At 53.7% G+C, this 14,338-nt stretch carries 11 protein-coding genes; all 11 read left to right on the top strand.

Annotated elements, in window-relative coordinates; genetic code table 11:
- Positions 1–73: 73 nt before the first annotated feature.
- The 11 genes from HH215_RS30035 (at position 74) to HH215_RS30085 (ending at position 14,317) form a co-directional block, all read left to right on the top strand.
- Entirely contained in the window at positions 74–1,534 is a 1,461-nt protein-coding gene (locus tag HH215_RS30035) for a DHA2 family efflux MFS transporter permease subunit (protein ID WP_169283245.1), read from the top strand.
- 154 nt (positions 1,535–1,688) lie between these two features.
- Positions 1,689–2,369 carry a queuosine precursor transporter gene (locus HH215_RS30040; protein ID WP_169283246.1) on the top strand — a complete coding sequence of 227 codons (681 nt, stop codon included), beginning with the start codon at positions 1,689–1,691 and terminating at the stop codon, positions 2,367–2,369.
- A gap of 108 nt (positions 2,370–2,477) precedes the next feature.
- Positions 2,478–3,062, top strand: a complete 585-nt coding sequence (locus HH215_RS30045; protein WP_310735516.1) for a sigma-70 family RNA polymerase sigma factor — start codon at positions 2,478–2,480, stop codon at positions 3,060–3,062.
- Positions 3,037–3,381 carry a hypothetical protein gene (locus tag HH215_RS30050; protein WP_169283247.1) on the top strand — a complete coding sequence of 115 codons (345 nt, stop codon included), beginning with the start codon at positions 3,037–3,039 and terminating at the stop codon, positions 3,379–3,381. Before HH215_RS30045 ends, HH215_RS30050 begins: the two co-directional genes overlap by 26 nt.
- Positions 3,359–5,620: a carboxypeptidase regulatory-like domain-containing protein gene (locus HH215_RS30055; RefSeq protein ID WP_169283248.1), complete on the top strand. Its 2,262-nt coding sequence runs from the start codon at positions 3,359–3,361 to the stop codon at positions 5,618–5,620. The genes HH215_RS30050 and HH215_RS30055 overlap by 23 nt, the downstream gene beginning before the upstream one ends.
- 175 nt (positions 5,621–5,795) lie before the next feature.
- Positions 5,796–6,968 carry an MFS transporter gene (locus HH215_RS30060; RefSeq protein WP_169284649.1) on the top strand — a complete coding sequence of 391 codons (1,173 nt, stop codon included), beginning with the start codon at positions 5,796–5,798 and terminating at the stop codon, positions 6,966–6,968.
- 271 nt (positions 6,969–7,239) lie between these two features.
- On the top strand, positions 7,240–8,415 hold the full coding sequence (locus tag HH215_RS30065; protein WP_169283249.1) for a right-handed parallel beta-helix repeat-containing protein: 1,176 nt from the start codon (positions 7,240–7,242) through the stop codon (positions 8,413–8,415).
- A gap of 309 nt (positions 8,416–8,724) precedes the next feature.
- On the top strand, positions 8,725–10,425 hold the full coding sequence (locus HH215_RS30070; protein WP_169283250.1) for an extracellular solute-binding protein: 1,701 nt from the start codon (positions 8,725–8,727) through the stop codon (positions 10,423–10,425).
- 94 nt (positions 10,426–10,519) lie between these two features.
- The gene (locus HH215_RS30075; protein ID WP_169283251.1) at positions 10,520–11,446 is read left to right on the top strand and encodes an ABC transporter permease; all 927 of its coding nucleotides are present in this window, start codon (positions 10,520–10,522) and stop codon (positions 11,444–11,446) included.
- Positions 11,447–11,644: 198 nt separating this feature from the next.
- Entirely contained in the window at positions 11,645–12,523 is an 879-nt protein-coding gene (locus HH215_RS30080) for a carbohydrate ABC transporter permease (protein ID WP_254450270.1), read from the top strand.
- 36 nt (positions 12,524–12,559) lie between these two features.
- Positions 12,560–14,317, top strand: a complete 1,758-nt coding sequence (locus HH215_RS30085) for a sensor histidine kinase (RefSeq protein WP_169283252.1) — start codon at positions 12,560–12,562, stop codon at positions 14,315–14,317.
- The last annotated feature ends 21 nt before the right edge of the window (positions 14,318–14,338 follow it).

Consider the following 14,338-nt stretch of genomic DNA (forward strand, 5'->3'; position numbering starts at 1 on the left):
TAGTATGATAATTCTCCGTACCAATTTTTATGTAAAAATATACATAGTACTGTGGAGGGTGTGGAGTAGAGAGATGAACAGCGGCAACACCAATCAAGAAATACGTTTTCTACCGGTAATGGTTGCAATTTTTATAGGTTCGTTCCTATGTATTCTTGCTTCTAGCACGATTAACATCGCTTTGGAGATTTTGAAAGACCATTTCGATACGTCATTGGATACGATCACATGGACGTTAACCGGCTTTATGCTTGCCATGGGCACGACGGCGCCGATCGTGGGTTATTTGGGCGAGAAGTTCAGCTACAAGAGATTGTACCTCTTCTCGTTGATCGGATTTACGTTATCTTCCGCGTTATGCGCCGCCGCATGGGATGAATCGTCCTTGATCGCGTTCCGCGTATTACAGGGCGCGTTCAGCGGATTGATCATTCCGGCAACGATGTCTATCATCTATCAGATTATACCAAGGGAAAAACAACCGATGGCCATGGCGTTATGGGGACTGGCTTCCATGATGGCTCCGGCATTCGGGCCTACGCTTAGCGGTTGGCTGCTTGAACACTACGATTGGCAGTGGTTGTTCCTGATGAACGTGCCGATCGGTTTAATCGCGATCTGGTGCGTCATCGCTTATATTCCTTATTATCGGCTTAGCGTTCCCAAGAGTTTCGACGCATTCGGACTCATTACCGTTATCGCGAGCAGTTCGGCCTTGTTGCTGGCGCTGGGACAAGGACATAATTGGGGCTGGGATTCTTGGGAAATTATCTCCTTGCTCGTCGGGGGTTCGATCACTCTCGTTCTTTTCATATGGAGAGAGCTTACGGCCAAGACGCCTCTATTGAACTTACGAGTGTTCAAGAACGGCAGATATACTCTAAATCTCATTATCGCCAACATTCTGACGATCAGCCTATACTCGGGAACTTTCCTTACCCCGGTATTCTTGCAAAGAATCCAGCACGTGTCCGCGATGGACACCGGACTTATCCTGTTGCCGGCTTCGCTGGCCATGGCGCTCGTGATGCCGATCGTAGGCAAGCTCTACGGGATCGTCGGACCGCGCTGGCTCATGGTTACGGGGATCGTCCTGTTATCCGTAGGGTCGTTAACGTTAAGCTGGCTTAGCATCGACGTATCCCATTCCTACATTTTATTCTGGATGATCGTTCGTAACCTCGGCATCGCGTTGGTCATGATGCCTTCCAGCAACGCGGGCATGGAACTGGTACCTCGCGAATTGTCCGGTCACGCGTCCGCCATCATGAACTGGACGAGGAACGTGTTCGGCTCGTTCGCGATCGCCATCTTTACGACTTTGCTGGCAACGCGGTCCGTACACCACGGCATGGATTTCGCCATGGCGGGAGAAACCGATAAAGCATTTATCTCGATGATGTCCTTTACGATGAGCGTGAACGACGTTTACCTGATCGCGACCTTCATCGCGGTAGCCGCCCTGCCTCTAAGCTTACTCGTCGGGAAGGTCAAACACCCGCAAGAAGAAAACCTCAAGAAAGAGGCGGCTTAACCCCGATCGACAGTCGACTTATACAAACGGATGCGAGATGGAATGATATTCCGTCCCGCATTCGTTTTTTTCATGCTATAATAAGCCGTTCGCTCCGCAAAGCGGAGCCGCGGTTCGCAAACTCCCGCGTCAACAAAACTAGGAGGATGGTTTAATGTTTAACTTAGGTTGGGGCGTGTTATTCGTCCTGGTCAACTTTGCGTTGTTCTTGATCTGTTACCGGTTGTTCGGCAAGATGGGGCTGTACGCCTGGATCGCCGCGGCGGTCGTGCTCGCCAACATTCAAGTGGTCAAGACGATCGGAATGTTCGGCTTCGTCATGACGCTCGGCAATACGATGTACGGCACGATCTACCTGACGACGGACTTGTTGAACGAGAAGTACGGAGAGAAGGAAGCGAAAAAAGCGGTTTGGTTCGGATTTTTCTTCTTGCTCATGTCTACGGCCATTATGCAGATGGTGCTCGTGTTCGAACCGCAGGAGACCGATTTCGGACATCCGGCGTTACAGACGATATTCGGTTTAGCTCCGCGTATCGCGCTTGGCAGCTTGGCCGCGTATCTGGTCAGCCAATTTCTCGACGTTAAGCTATTCAGCAAGCTCAAGGTCAAATATCCGACGAGGAGCCAGCTATGGATCCGCAACAACGGCAGCACGGGCGTTAGTCAATTGGTCGATACGCTCATTTTTTGCTCGATTGCTTTCGCCGGGGAATATCCGTGGGACGTTTGGTGGGAAATCGTAATTACGACTTATGTGCTGAAGTTTATTATTTCCGTCGCATCGACACCGATCATCTATTGGGCTAGAAACTTTAAGTTCAAGACGGAATAGACCAAATACAAAACCGGCCCCAAGTCCATCGGCTTGCGGGCCGTTTATTATTTTACGCGAATAAAATTTAAGGCGGGATGCAACCCGATCGCGAGGAGACGCATCTTATTGTGTAGGAGAGGGGGAGCAGACCTGGATGTCGTTCGGAGATTACTAGAGAGAGACGAGCTGGCGCTTCAAGCCTTAATGGCGCAGTACGGCGATGAATTGCAACGTACCGCCTTCTTGCTTGTGAAAGATCGGCAGGCGGCAGAGGAAGCGGTCATGGATACTTTTATACAAGCTTATCGCAAAATTCATCAGCTTAAAGAGCCGGATAAGCTCCGCGGTTGGCTCCTCCGAATCGTCGTGAATCGGTGCCGGATGAAAATGAGAACTTGGAGCTGGAGGAATCTGTTTCCCTCGGCTTCTATCGAACGGATGATCGAGGAAACCGAACCCGGTCCGGAAAATCTCTTGCTAGCGGAATGGCGCAATCAACGCTTGAGCGAGGCGATCCATCGGCTTGATTATCGGTATCGAGAAGTCATTACGTTGTACTATTACAACGAACTTAGCGTGCTGGAGATCGCCGAGCACGTCAAGAGCAACGAGAATACGGTGAAAGCCAGATTGGCCAGAGGCCGAATGAGGCTGAGGCAAATGCTTGAGGAAGAGGGGGATGGGGATGAAGACGGAGCGGGAGCACTATAAAACAAAGCTGGACGAAGAACTTGGCCGGATGAGGTTTACGAAAGAAGCGGAAGTGTTGGGGCTCGCCCATCCCCGCACTTGGAGGCAGAAATGGAGCGCCTTGTGGAACAAGGAAATCGAAGTGTCGCTTCTTCCGCTCGGCATGAGCATGGCCGTCATTATTGCGATTATGGCGGTCGTTCAAGTACGGAATTCGGAAATTAGCGATGAAACGCGCCAAGGGGATCAAAGGCAACTCATAGAAGCCGGCGGCAACACCTATTGGAAAGATCAATACGAGAGGGCGGTGGCTTCGCTTGAAGGTGACCCTCAAGGTTAAGCACTTGGTCATGGGAGTTGCTGCGATCGGCATCCTCCTATCTTTGCTTCAATTCGTCGTTATCCCGAAGCTTCAGGTAAGCACGGCCGTCAAGGACTACGAAGCCGGGAACGTCGGAGGGAAGAAAAGCCTGCTGGCCGCGCTGGAGAATGCGGCTTCCCCATCCAAGAAGTGGGAGCTGATACGCGAATACATGATCGGCTACGGATCGGATTCTCCGGCGCACAGCTTCGACGTATACGTAGGCTCCGGTTCGATCATGAGCCATTCTACCGAAAGGGAAAGCCGTATCTGGAGCTGGGAGGAGAAGCTTCCTTATTTGCGGCAGTATTTGGATGAAGGTCCCGATGACATCTATCGAATCAGCGCGGCGAATCAACTCGTTCAATACTTCGTTAGCGATGACCGTACGGACGAGGCGCTGGCGATATTGGAAGAGACGGAGTCGCGTTCAGGACGCTCGACGTCGGATAAACTGAAGTTCGAACGAGCGAAGTTACTTTCGAACGCCGGCGAATCGGGCGAAGCTATGCGGCTTATAAGCGAACTAGAAGCAAAGCGGCCTTCGGTCGATCTCGATTTCGATGGAAAGGTTGCGCAGTTAAAGGCGCAATTGCTCGTGGGGGAAGGCAGGGCGGATTTCGCGCTTAAGGAAATCGATCGAGAGTTGGACGAGACCAGGAAGTGGATGGCGGACGAGAAAAAGAAGTTTCCCGAAATGGACGAATTTACGCCGGTTAAGTTGGAACAGCTCACCTCGTTCCGGGAGCAATTGGTGCGCGCATTGAACGACAATGCGCAAACCGAGACGGCAACCGTGTCGGGTACCGTGAAACGAAGCGATGGCACGGCTATGGCTCGCGTAGGCGTATTCTTAAGGGCTGAACAAGACGTTAGCCATAGCGTAACGGACGGAGAACCGTACCAGATGATTACGGACTCCCATGGGAGATATGAGTTCAAGAACGTCATCCCGGGCAATTATCAATTGTATATCGGGCTACTGTACGATCAGATCGATGGTTGGACATGGCCGACGATGGTTGACGATTGGATTGCGGTCGGTAACGGACACTCGGTCGCCCAGGACGTGACGCTGCGTCCGCTGATCGAAATTCAGGAGCCGGCTAACGATGCGACCCTCACCGGAAGAACGGTGAAGTTCCGCTGGAAACCCGTCGAAGGGGCGGCGTACTATGCGCTATATGGGAAAGCGCCGCTCGAAAGCGGCGTATCGAATTTGCGATTGCAAGATCGAATCGCGGACGCTTCCGCGGACGTACCCGTCGAAACCCTTTACCAAGCATCCGGTGGGTTCTCGCTAAGGGAAGTGGACGGCAAGATGGTCGTCACGGCTAAGGATTTGCTCGGTTTAGCGAATCCGAACAACCGCTATTCATGGTACGTTGAGGCCTATGACGCCAACGACCGAATGATCACGAGAAGCGATGGCTATCGGTTAAACGAAAATACGATGGGAGCTTTGCCGTTCTTCTATTTGAAGGAGCGCACCCTTACCGCCGCGGATGAATTTATGATCAACGAGCAGTTGGATTTGGCTCTGTCTGCATATAAGAAAGACTTCGCAGCCGACCGGTCGGATCGGCACAGCCTGCATATGATCATCCGCATTCTAGGGGCACAAGCTTCCATGGCCCGAGAATATGAGTTGTCCGAGGAGGCGATCTCTTATCTCGAGAAAATGCAGGAGTTGAATCCGGGGAGCAGGGATATATTGTTTCAATTATTCGATGTTTACGAAAGCCGGCGGAATTGGGCGAAAGCCGATGAGTACTACCATAGGTATCTTATCGCGAACGGAGGCAAACCGGAGGGTTACACCCAGTCCCGGTATGCGTCCGCGCTAATGATGCAACGACGGTTTGCGGATGCGGCAGAACAGTTCCGGGAGGCGATGGAGAGCGACCGGTCTCATCGCTTTATCGGCAATTACTTGGCGGTCGAACTGTACGTCGCGGGCTCGATCGAAACCGCCGCGAGATTAGCCGAGGAGTACCCCGAGTGGGCTCCCTTGGAGCGAGGTGTCCCAAATTGGAGCGGACTGGTCATGACCCTCGAACGAGAAAGCCGCTTAGATGAACGCGGTTATATCGAGGAACTGAGACGCGTTCTGGAATATTTTTTCGACGGGGAACAAGCGCAATTGGACAAATGGTCGTCCTCGACGGACAAGAAGGGGATAAAGGCTTTCATTGACGCTTTGCTGAAAGTAGATTGAAGCCCAGGGATAAGGAAAGAGATCGATTGTTGCCTAATGTCACAATGTCATTCCTTGACATCAAGGAACTCCGCTCCTAAACTTGATATTCATAAGCTTTATCTCATCGGAGGAATGACTCGTGGCTTCAAACGTTGGTTCCAATTCGGCGGCATCGCAGGGAACCAAAGCCGTAATGCCCGTGCTCTTGGCGATTAGCTTAGTGCACATGCTTAACGATTCCATGCAAGCGGTCGTGCCGGCTTTGTACCCGATCTTGGAAGATTCTTTGGACTTGTCGCTCATGCAGGTCGGCTGGATCGGTTTTATGTTGAATATGACTTCATCCGTTATGCAACCCGTCGTCGGCGCCTATTCCGACCGCCGATCGATGCCGATCATGCTCCCGATCGGGATGGGCCTAAGCATGATCGGTATGATAGGCATCGCTTTCGCTCCGCAGTTCTGGTTCTTGCTGATTGCGGTCGTCTTCATCGGATTAGGTTCGGCGATCTTTCACCCCGAGGGCTCGAGAGTGGTGTATTTCGCGGCCGGAGGCAAGCGCGGATTCGCCCAATCGGTCTATCAAGTCGGAGGGAACGCGGGTAGCTCCTTGGCTCCCCTGATGACGGCATTCATTTTCGTGCCGCTCGGACAATTCGGCGCGATCTGGGGAACTTTGTTCGCGGGATTCGCGATTGCGGTATTGCTCGGACTCTTACCTTGGTATAGACGCAAGCTGGCGGAGTGGGAGACGGAACGGTCGAGGGCGGCAGCGGGCAAGGCTGGTTCGACGCTAGTCGAGAAAATGAGCCATCCGCGGGTCAAATTCGCGATGGCGATGCTCGTGTTTCTGGTATTTGCCCGTTCGTGGTACCATGCGGCAATTAGCAGCTTCTATCAGTTTTTCCTGAAGGATCACTATGGGCTCACGACGCAGCAAGCCCAGATTCCGGTGTTCCTGTTTCTAGCGGCGGGCGTGCTCGGCACTTATTTCGGCGGGGTTCTCGCGGATAAGCTCGGGTTGAAGAACATGATCGTGTTCTCCATAGCCGGTGCGGCCCCGATCGCCCTCGTTCTCCCTCATCTTCCGCTATTCTGGATCTATCCCGTCATTACGGTGCTCGGATTCGTCGTATTATCCGGCTTCTCCGTCAGCGTCGTATACGCGCAATTCCTTATGCCGGCGAACGTCGGCATGGCTTCCGGTTTGACGACCGGATTAGCCTTCGGCATGGGAGCTATCGGAGCTGTCGCGCTAGGAAAAGCGGCGGACGTTTATGGACTGTACGACGTGATGCTCGCTTGCAGCTTCCTTCCGCTCGTTGGACTGTTCGCTCTTTGGCTTCCGTCCGATCGTAAGAAATAACGAAAAGCCCCGCCGGTTTGCCATCAAGGCAAATCGGCGGGGCTTTTCGTTTTGGAAGTGGAACATTACCTTTCAGGAAACAATCTTGACCGAATAGGCGGTATAAAGTCCGGTATAAAGTCGCCCCTCAATAATAAGTTATCAAAAGACTATAAAAGATGGGAAATTACAATAGTTGGCAGTACGTTGCGCTCGGTATAATAGGATTAATTGCCCTCGGGGCGTCATTTCGCGGGGCTAACTAGATAACGATATCCGAGGAGGAACCGAAATGAACGGAAACCACGTGTTAAAGAGCAGAAAACAACCGATTACGGTCGGAGGTCCGGACAGCGACTTCCCGGGTTTTACCTCCCAGGCGATCCAATCGGCCGTCGAAGCGGCTTCGCGGTCGGGCGGGGGCGGCGTTCTGCTGGATAAAGGCATCTTTCGGATGGACGGGCCGGTTCGGCTCGTAGACGGCTTAACCTTGCAAGGATCGGGTCCGGAGACGGTGCTGCGCAAGGCGGACGGCTTCCGAAGCCGCTTTACGCTTGACGCCGATTACGGAGAGCTACGAGCGGAGGTCGAGGACGCCTCCGGGTTCCGCGTCGGCATGGGCTTGCAAATCTTCGACGACTCGCAAAAATACGGCTGGGACGAAAGCACGGCGGTCGTGACAGCCATCGAAGGCAACGTGCTGCATTTCGACCGTTATCTGGTCCGGGATTACGAAGCGGATAACGGGGGTACCGTCACGAACGCCTGCTCGATCATCGAAGGAACGGAAATCGGGCACGTCCTGATCTCCGACTTGACGATAGACGGCAACAAAGCCGCGAACGGGCCGATTGGCGGTTGTCGAGCCGGCGGCATCTATTTATACAAAGCGAACAATTGCCGGATCGAAAGGGTATCCGTCTTGGACTTCAACGGGGACGGAATCAGCTGGCAGATTACGGAGAACATCTCCCTACATCGCTGCGTCGTCCGGCGTTGCGCCGATTCCGGATTGCACCCCGGTTCGGGATCTCTGTACTCGCGCGTGACGGAATGCGATTGCAGCGACAACGGTCGGGCGGGATTGTTCATTTGCTGGCGCGTGCAGCATGGAGATTTCTCGCGCAATACGTTTTCCGGCAACGGAGAATGCGGCATCTCGATCGGGCATAAGGATAGCGACAATCTGTTCGACGGCAACGAGTTCCGAGGCAACGCCAAAAGCGGCATTATTTTCAGACCGGAGAAAACGGGCAACGGCGCGAACCGGAATATCTGGACGAACAACGTCGTCGAGGATAACGGCAACGAGCAGTCCGGATATGGCATCTATGCAGAGGGGGCGTCCGCCGACAACGTCTTTCGCGGCAACGCGATTCGCGATACGGGAACAAATCTGCAGAAGACCGGTGTCTGGCTGGCGGATCACGTCCACGGATTCACGTTCGACGGCGGGGACGGAGCATGAAGCTGCCTCTTTGCAGCATTGGCGGATGAGACCCGCGGCGACCAGTTGACCGATACGACGGACGAGACGGGGATGGACAATGTCAAGGTAAGGACTTCTACAATCTGCATCAGGCCGGCGAAGCCTCTCTTGAGGCTTGTACCGGTCTTTTCCCTATGTCGGCAACGCGCATCAAAGAGCGAAGCGGCATGGATTAGAAGTTGGCTAACAGAAACCAATGAATGTTAAGCGGTTACAATATACCACGGCGATTAGGATGTCTATACTGAATTTTGTAGCTTAATATATCGCTGATAAGGGGTGTCTTGCATGCAATACCAATGGCGTAAACGGTTCAGCCTGGTTTTGGCGGTTATTCTGATCGCGGGTTTGGTCGCCGGTTGTTCGGGGAATGGCAATTCGTCTCCGTCCGCTTCGGGGGAAGCGGGCGCAGCATCGAACGGAGCAGCGGGAGAGGGAGATTCGTTGCCCGAAATCGATGGCAAATTCGTCCCGGAAGTGACGCTTACGAACGTCCGTGCGCTCGGGGACGACGTCAAGTTCAAGGACGGGGAGACGATCGACAACAACGTGTATACGAAGTGGATGAAAGAGCGGCTCGGAATCAACGTTAAGTATTTATGGACGACTCCGAAGGCCAACGATGCCTTCAAGACGAAGCTGACTCTGTCGATGACGGCCAATGAAGAGTTTCCCGACATTATTGAAGTTCCGGGAACGGAAGCCCACGCGTTGATCGAATCGGGTAAATTCCAGGATGCGGGGGCGCTGTTCGACAAATACGCTTCGGAAGCTTACAAGAAAGCGATGGCCGAAGTGCCGGACGCTTGGCTTCCTTACGTTAGGGACGGAAAGCGAATGGCGATCCCGGGAATCGATTATATCATGCAGCACGACGACGCGATGTTTATTCGCCAGGATTGGCTGGATAAGCTCGGCTTAAAGGCGCCGACGACGATCGACGAGATGGAGAAGGTCATGGACGCCTTCGTGAATCAAGATCCGGACGGCAACAGCAAGAAGGATACGTACGGTATGATCTCGACCATGAAGGAAAGCTATAACGCTTGGATCGGTACCGGAGAAATCTTCGGAGCGTTCGGAGCGGTGCCGCAAATCTGGGAGAAGGACGAGAGCGGCGAGGTTGTGTACGGCTCGGTGCGACCGGAAATCAAGCAGGCGCTAGGCAAGCTGAAGGAATGGATCGAGAAGGGCTATCTGCATAAGGAGGTCGCGCTCCAGGATGAAATGAAGGCAGCCGAGCTGTTCATCTCCGGCAAGGCGGGCATCGCCTTCGGTCCGACATGGTTGTATAACTGGCCGCTGCAAGACGTCGTTAAGAACGTACCGGAAGCGGTCGTGAAGCCTTATCCGCTGCCTGCGGGACCGGACGGTAAAATAGGCCAGGCTAGCGAAGGCACGCACGTGTTGGTCACGTTGATTAACAAAGACATGAAACATCCGGAAATCTATTTCAAGTATATCAACTATATGTACGACCATTATAACGATCCGGTGGCAGGCGGCGAGTTCGAATACGGTTTCGCCAAGGGCTACGACTACGATATCGTCGACGGCAAACCGGTGTTCGAGGGGAACATTCCGGGCGGATACATCGATCCGGCGAAATATTTCCTCGGCATCCCGCCGCGCACGCCATCCATGTTCGTCAAGACGCTGGCGGAGCTTTACGATGGCAAGGAGCCTTCGACGCCGTATGAGAAGAAGCTCGCGCTCTCTTCCACGAAGCAACAGTTGGAAGCGGCGTCGATCGTCTCCAGCCAGCATCAGTATACGCTCGACAATCTGTTTACCGGCGCTCCGACACCGACTTACAAGGACAAATGGGAGAACCTGAAGCGGATGGAGATTACCGCCTTCACGAAAATCCTGTACGGCAACGCTAGCCTGGACTCCTTCGACGACTTCGTCAAGGATTGGAATGCTGCCGGTGGCGCACAAGTCACCAAGGAAATCCAAGAATGGTACAAATCAGCAGGGGGCAAGTAACCCAGGAAGACGGGCGGAACGATCCTTGAGCCCGCCGTGCGCGGCTCAAGGATCGTTCCGCGTTTTGCGGCCGAGAACCGGAGGAGGCAGGAGCATGAAAAAAGCGACATACGAACCGAAGATCGGCTGGAATTGGAGAAGAAACTGGCAGCTTCACGCGATGATGGTTCCTGCCGTGATCGCGGTGTTCATCTTCGCGTATTTGCCCATGGCGGGAGTGATCATGGCTTTCCAGGATTTCAAGCCTTGGCTGGGAATCGGGGGCTCGCCTTGGGTAGGCTTCAATAACTTTCACAAATTGTTCGGCCAGCAGGACAGCGTTCAGGTAATCTGGAACACGGTCGTCATCTCGGCTTGGAAAATCGTAGCCGGACTCGTCGTGCCCTTCCTGTTCGCGCTATTGCTGAACGAAGTGCGCAAAGCCGCGTTCAAGAGAACGGTGCAAACGCTGGTCTATTTGCCCCATTTTCTGTCGTGGGTCATTCTCGGGGGGATCTTAATCGACATGCTATCGGTCGATGGAGGGATGATCAACCGGTTGCTGTATAACTTGTTCGGAATAGATCCGATCTTCTTCTTGGGCGACGGCAATTGGTTCCGGTTCACGATCGTCGTCAGCCACGTGTGGAAGGAATTCGGCTTTAGCACGATCGTTTTCCTAGCTACGCTGGCGGGCATAAACCCGACTTTGTACGAAGCGGCGCTGGTGGACGGGGCGAACCGGTGGAAACAAACGCTGCATATTACCGTGCCCGCCATGATACCCATTACGATCGTCGTCGGAACGCTGGCGCTCGGAGGCATTCTGAACGCGGGCTTCGATCAAATCTTTAACCTGTACAATTCTATGGTGTACGAAAAAGGGGACATTATCGACACTTACGTCTATCGAACCGCGCTCGTGCAAGGAAACTTGGGGTTCGGCACGGCGGTCGGCCTATTCAAGTCGATCATCGGCATGTTTCTCATCGTGACGGCTTACCGGATGGCATACGTCTGGGCCAACTATCGCATCTTCTAAGAGGATGTTCAAAAAGCCCAATTTTGATCACGAAGCTAATCGGGAAGCGGATTCGACGTCTAATCTTGAATTCAGCCGGATCTTCCGGTAATCATGTAGGTTTGCCTACATTCTGTTCCTCATCACCGGTCTTCATCCAACCTTCTTGAAAATCAGACTTTTTGAACTCGTACTTCTAAGTGAAACGAGGGGTTTCCCGTGATTGACAAATCTTTGGGTTATCGGACTTTTACGGTGGTCAATATCGCGTTTCTCGCGTTGCTGTCCCTCGCGTGCATTTTGCCCATGATTCATATTTTGGCGGTCGCTTTTAGCGGCAAGGCGGCGGCGAACGCCAATCTGGTTGATTTCTGGCCGGTCGACTTCACGATAGACGCGTTCCGCAAGACGTTCGAGAACCGGAATTTCGTGAACGCGATGGCCATCTCGACGATTCGCACGCTACTGGGCACGTTTATTTTTCTGGTATTGCTGCTCGTTACGAGTTATCCTTTATCGAAAGAACAGCGCTCTTTCAAGGGGCGCAGCCTATATATTTGGTATTTCGTCTTCACAATGCTGTTCAGCGGTGGGCTGGTGCCGAGTTATATGTTGATGATCAAGCTCGGACTGAACAATTCGATCTGGGCGCTCGTGCTTCCGGGAGCGGTGGACGTGTTTTCGCTAATCCTGATGCTTAATTTCTTCCGGGCTATCCCGAAGGAATTGGAAGAAGCGTCCTTGATCGACGGGGCGAACCATTTTACGACGTTGTGGCGGGTGTATTTCCCCCTTTCGTTGCCCGCGATCGCGACCTTGGCGCTGTTCACGATGGTCGGTCATTGGAACTCGTGGTTCGACGGGATGATCTATAACACGAAAGCCGAGAATTATCCGCTGGCGACCTTGCTGCAGACGATCATCGTGCAGCAGGACTTTAGCAAGATTACGATGGACCCGCGCGCGCTCGAGGACATCTCCAACCGGACGGTCAAAGCGGCGCAAATCTTCATCGGGGCGCTACCGATTCTGCTCGTGTACCCGTTCCTGCAAAAATATTTCGTTAAAGGGGTCATTATGGGCGCGGTGAAGGAGTAGGGTACGCAGAAAAAAAGGAAGAGGAGGCGCAAGGGATTGAACGAGACGAGATGGACAATCTTCCATAAAATCTTTTTCTTTATCGTGCTATTGTTAATCCTGGTCGTTCTCCTCTATTCCTATTCGAACGTTGTTTCCGTAAGGGTTGTGAAGGAAACCGTCAGTGAATCGCTGATCAGCCGGCTGGGGTTCCTGCAGAATCGGATGAACACGCAGGTCAACCATATGTCCCGCAGCGGCTTTCTGCTCAGCTCGGATCCTTCGTTGCGCTCGGTGGATACGCTGGAAAGCTTCAAGGATTATTTCAACGTCATCCAATTCAAACAGCAGCTCGAAGCCCGCATCGCCGTGCAAAGCAATACGATGGAGTGGCCGATGGACATCAGCGTTTATTTCCCGCTGTCTTCGCAGGCGATCTCGCCGGCTTCCGGCGTGGTTTACGATCCCGACTATTTGAAGAGCCGGGTAGCCAGCCACTGGAAGGCTTGGCCTTCGTCGGCCGATCGGCCTGGCCGGTTCGACTTTTACTTCTACGCGGCCACGCCGTATTCGGCCTACTATAATCCGCTTAAAGCGGACAATATCGTCGAAATCCGGTTTTCCGACGCCAACTTGATCGGCATGTTGGATGAATACAAGCTATCCGCTCAGGGAGAGCCGTTCCTCTACGACCCGGATTCCGGTATCATTGCCAACAGCAGCGCCGACCGGAAGACCGTCGAGCTGGTCGCCGGCGTGTTGAACGACAGACCGACGAAAAAACTCGACTCCTTCAACGTCAAGCTGAGCGGGGAAACGTATTTGGTGAACAGCATCGACAGTCCCGCCCTGGGCTGGAGACTTGTCGATTTCGTGCCGATGCAGCACGTGCTGCTGCCGATGAAGATGAGCAACCGGCTGTTCTACGCCTCGATCGGCCTGTTGCTCGTCATGGGATTCATCGTCGCGTTTCTCTTGTACCGGCACGTTCAGCATCCTCTGCGGATTTTGCTTAGAAGCTTGAAGAGCGTGAAGAGGGGAGATTTCACGACGCGGATTCTGAACCGCCCGCCGAACGAATTCCGTTTCGTGTTTCAGCAGTTCAACGAGATGACCGGCCAGATCGGCGATCTCGTGGAGCGGGTCTACCGGGAGGAACTGACGACGCGGGACGCCCAATTAAAGCAGCTGCAATCGCAGATCAATCCCCATTTCCTCTATAACTGCCTCTATTACATCGTGAACATGGCAAGGCTCGGCAGAGAAGAAGCGGTAGAGAAGATGGCGATGAATCTCGGAGACTATTACAAGTACACGACCCGGTCCGAAAAGCCGGAAGCGACGGTGGAAGAGGAAATTCGGCTCGTGGAAAATTACTTGGCCATTCAGGCGCTGAGACTGAAGCGGATCCGGTACGAAATCGAGCTGTCCGAAGAGATGGCGAGCTTGGAGGTGCCTCGGCTGCTGCTTCAGCCCGTCGTCGAGAACGCCGTCGTGCACGGTCTGGAGCCGCTCGTCGAAGGCGGTCTCATCCGCATCGCGGTCAGGCGGACGGGAGATCGGGCCGAGATTGAAGTCGCGGACGACGGAGTCGGCGTCCCGCCGGAGAAGCTCGCGGAATTGACGCAGCAGCTCGGCTTGCCCATGCGGCAAGGCATGGGGTACGGCATCTGGAACGTGAACCAGAGGCTGAAGCTCGGCTTCGGCGACAAATCCGGCGTCCGGTACTCGAATACGCCCGGAGGCGGATTGACGGTGACGTTGAGCTGGCAGCTCCGAACGGCCAGGGACGGCGAAGACGCCGCGAACGCATAAGGCTCGAGGAACGGAGGGGAA

The sequence above is a fragment of the Cohnella herbarum genome (assembly GCF_012849095.1).
Taxonomy (GTDB): Bacteria; Bacillota; Bacilli; order Paenibacillales; family Paenibacillaceae; genus Cohnella; species Cohnella herbarum.